The organism is Salinigranum sp., from assembly GCF_041641895.1.
In the GTDB taxonomy this organism is placed as follows: domain Archaea; phylum Halobacteriota; class Halobacteria; order Halobacteriales; family Haloferacaceae; genus Salinigranum.
This window is the reverse complement of record NZ_JBEPXO010000150.1, coordinates 1-2,835: the sequence shown is the minus strand read 5'-3', so window position 1 is coordinate 2,835 and position 2,835 is coordinate 1. Positions and strand designations below refer to the sequence as shown.

The window sequence follows — 2,835 nt, the reverse complement described above, 5'->3', positions numbered from 1 at the left end:
TCTATCTCGATGACCTCGCCCATCAGCCCTTCCTCGCCGACGTAGACGACGTCGTTCATCCGGGCGTCGAGGTCTCGGGCTTTCACGACCGGCCCACTCACGCTTGCGATCACGCCGTCCTCTCGGACGGTCTTCTGTGTTGCCTGACTCATTGTTTACTCGTCGTCCATCAGGTCGATCCCGATGGCTCGTTTTATCTGGTCGCGGAGTCCGCCGCCGCCCGCACCGCTCTCGCCGAGGGTCACGAGCGTCGGCTCGATGCTCCCCTCGACCGACTCCCGGACCGACCGGGAGAGGTACTCGAGGTCCTCGTCGTACATCACGATGATACCGACCTCCTCGTCCGAAAGCGTTCGGGTGACGGCGTCGTCCAGCTGTGCGTCTTTCTCCTCTTCGGGGACGTTCTCGAACTTCCGAACGCCCGCGAGGCGGAACCCCGTGGTGAAGTCCGGACTGCCGATGACGGCGATCTCCTGACTCATAGGATCACCAGCTCCTGTTCTATCTCCTCGGGCTCCAACCCGGCCTCCTTGGCGCGGGCGATGGCCCGGATGTTGTCGACCTCGCGCTCCTTGGCGAGGATGAAGGAGACGACCGGCGTCACCGACAGCGGGAACACGCCGCCGAGGCTGTCGGAGTACTCCAGTAGCGCGGCGTCGAGTGCGTGTTCGAACGCGATGAGGCTGTCGGCCTCCTCTAACTCGTCGAGTGCGTCCGAGAGGTCGTCCCCGTAGGGGCTCTCCCGGATGCGGTTGACGAGTTCGTCGGGGTTGTTCGCCAGCGTCGCCAGGTCCGTCGCGGAGAAGAGCCGACCGCCCTCGATGTAGTACTCCGAGGGGTCGATGTCGGCACCACTCCGGGCGAGTCGGAGCGCGTTCCGGGCGTTCCGGAAGTCTATCTCCGCCTCGAGGAACTCGACGTACAGCGAGAGCGCCTCGTTTTCGGTGTTCAGCCCACCGAGCAGGTTCTCGTAGAACGCCCGGTCGACCGCGTTCTCCAGCGGCACGAGGACGCCGGTCTCCTCGTAGTCGTCGAACGCCGCCTCCAGTGCGGGACCGAACATCGTCCGGTCCAGCGCCTCGATGACCGCCTCGATGTCACCGGCGTCGAGCAGTCGCGTCAGCAGTTTCTCGTCGAACTCGCCGGCGCGGATGAGGTCCGTGTCGATGTCGTCGCGGTTCGCCCCCGAGTAGACGCCCCGGATGACCGTCTTGACGTTCCAGGCGTCGAACTTCCGGAGGTAGCGGGCGACGAGGTCGTACAGTCGGCCGTCGGCCCACTGCAGGATGTCGTCGAACTGCTTCGCGAGGTTCCGGTTCAGCGCGTACTCGATGAGGTCGACGCCCGAGTGGCGACTCCCGAGTGCGTTTATCTCGCGTTCGTACTCAGACTCCTCCATGAACCGCGCGATCTCCGCCGGCCCCATCCGAACGAGCTTCCGGTAGTCGTCGTCGGAGAACAGCGACGCTCGCCGCGACCGGACGCGAGCGTTCACGTACTCCGGATTTGAACTCCCGGCTGTGCTCATTGGTCGAAGAGTGTGCTGCTTATCTCCTTCAGTTCGTCTTCCCAGACGCTCTCCAGGATGGAGTCGAAGGTGTTGTTCACGCGGACACGGGACGTCTCGCTCTCCACGACCACGCCGCCGAGACAGTCACGCTCGCCGTCGAGCGTGAAGCCGTCGTAGTCCGCGAGAATCTCCGTCAGGAGCGCCTCGTCTTTCGGTGCGCCGTAGACCGCGACCGAGTCGTCGTCGTCGAACTCCTCGGCGGCCGCGTCGAGCAGGACGCGGGTCAGTTCCTCGCGTTCGTCGCCGTCGATGTCGGCGACGGCCTGCTCGACCTCATCGTGGACGTCCTGGAGCACGTCACGACGGGCTTCGAGCCGCTGTTGTTTCGCTTCGAGCTTCGCGCTGGAGAGCGCCTGTTCACGCTCCTGTTCGATCTGTCGTTCGACCGCGCGCTCCCGCTCCGCGATGATATCGTCGGCGTCGCTCTCGGCGTCCGCGACGATGTCGTCGGCCTCCGCCTCGGCTTCCTCGCGGATTTCCTCTGCACGCGCGCGGGCCTCGTCTCGAATGTCCTCGACGACTGTTTCCAGACTCATGGTGGAAAAGAGGGGGAGAGGTTACCCGACCAGGAAGATCGTGACCAGCGCGAGAATGACGAGCGTCTCCGGCAGGACCGTCAGGATGAGGCCCCGGACGAACATGTCGTCGTCCTCGGCGGTCGCACCGACTGCCGCGGCCCCGATACCGCGCTCTGCGTACCCTGCGCCGAAGGCGGCGAGACCGACCGCGAGGGCGGCCGCGGAGTTCTCGGGGATTGCCGGCGCTGAACTCTGCAATACGACGTCTGTCAGCTGAGTTGCGATGTCGAACATGGTGTGTTGTTAGGTGCTTGTTTGACCGCGTTCGCTCTGTTCCGAACAGGCGTACGTGGTTCCAGGTGAGTCTTAAAGCTTCCCAAAACCGTCGGATGACGGCGTTCTCGCGCGGACAGCCGTTCGTAACGAGATTCGATATCGAGTGTTCGTCAGAAAACCGCGATAGCGACGATACGTGTGGGAGGTTCCGCGCCCCGAGGAAACGTCTGGGTGGTTCTCCACGAAATAAGGTCGGAGAACGGAGTACCGAGAGAGTGCGACTACTCGTCGGTCGTGTACGAGCGCTCGTACCCGAACGGCTCGTACTCCTTGCCGCCGCCCTCGTAGAACTTCCCGAAGAACTCCACGTACTCGAGACGCACCGCCTGCAGGCCGGCAGACGTGACGCCCAGTGCGAGGACGATGACGTGCCCGAGCACGAGGACGAGTAGACCCAGCAGCGCCAGCGCG

5 protein-coding genes are annotated in these 2,835 nt (G+C 64.3%); all 5 read right to left on the bottom strand.

Annotated features, from left to right (window positions below; translation table 11 throughout):
• Positions 1-155: 155 nt before the first annotated feature.
• A complete protein-coding gene (locus tag ACESK5_RS19035) occupies positions 156-482 on the bottom strand; it encodes a V-type ATP synthase subunit F (protein WP_372913158.1) in 327 nt (108 codons plus the stop codon).
• A complete protein-coding gene (locus ACESK5_RS19030; protein ID WP_372913157.1) occupies positions 479-1,528 on the bottom strand; it encodes a V-type ATP synthase subunit C in 1,050 nt (349 codons plus the stop codon). Before ACESK5_RS19030 ends, ACESK5_RS19035 begins: the two co-directional genes overlap by 4 nt.
• Positions 1,525-2,106, bottom strand: a complete 582-nt coding sequence (locus ACESK5_RS19025) for a V-type ATP synthase subunit E (protein WP_372913156.1) — start codon at positions 2,104-2,106, stop codon at positions 1,525-1,527. The genes ACESK5_RS19030 and ACESK5_RS19025 overlap by 4 nt, the downstream gene beginning before the upstream one ends.
• Before the next feature lie 21 nt (positions 2,107-2,127).
• Positions 2,128-2,382: a hypothetical protein gene (locus ACESK5_RS19020; protein ID WP_372913155.1), complete on the bottom strand. Its 255-nt coding sequence runs from the start codon at positions 2,380-2,382 to the stop codon at positions 2,128-2,130.
• A gap of 263 nt (positions 2,383-2,645) precedes the next feature.
• A partial coding sequence (locus tag ACESK5_RS19015) for a V-type ATPase 116kDa subunit family protein (RefSeq protein ID WP_372913154.1) occupies positions 2,646-2,835 on the bottom strand: 190 nt, incomplete at its 5' end.

What these genes read in the sequence shown, in the direction of transcription:
- ACESK5_RS19020 (WP_372913155.1), bottom strand. Translation starts at nt 2,382, where the DNA reads ATGTTCGACATCGCAACTCAGCTGACAGACGTCGTATTGCAGAGTTCA.
- ACESK5_RS19030 (WP_372913157.1), bottom strand. Translation starts at nt 1,528, where the DNA reads ATGAGCACAGCCGGGAGTTCAAATCCGGAGTACGTGAACGCTCGCGTC.
- ACESK5_RS19025 (WP_372913156.1), bottom strand. Translation starts at nt 2,106, where the DNA reads ATGAGTCTGGAAACAGTCGTCGAGGACATTCGAGACGAGGCCCGCGCG.
- ACESK5_RS19035 (WP_372913158.1), bottom strand. Translation starts at nt 482, where the DNA reads ATGAGTCAGGAGATCGCCGTCATCGGCAGTCCGGACTTCACCACGGGG.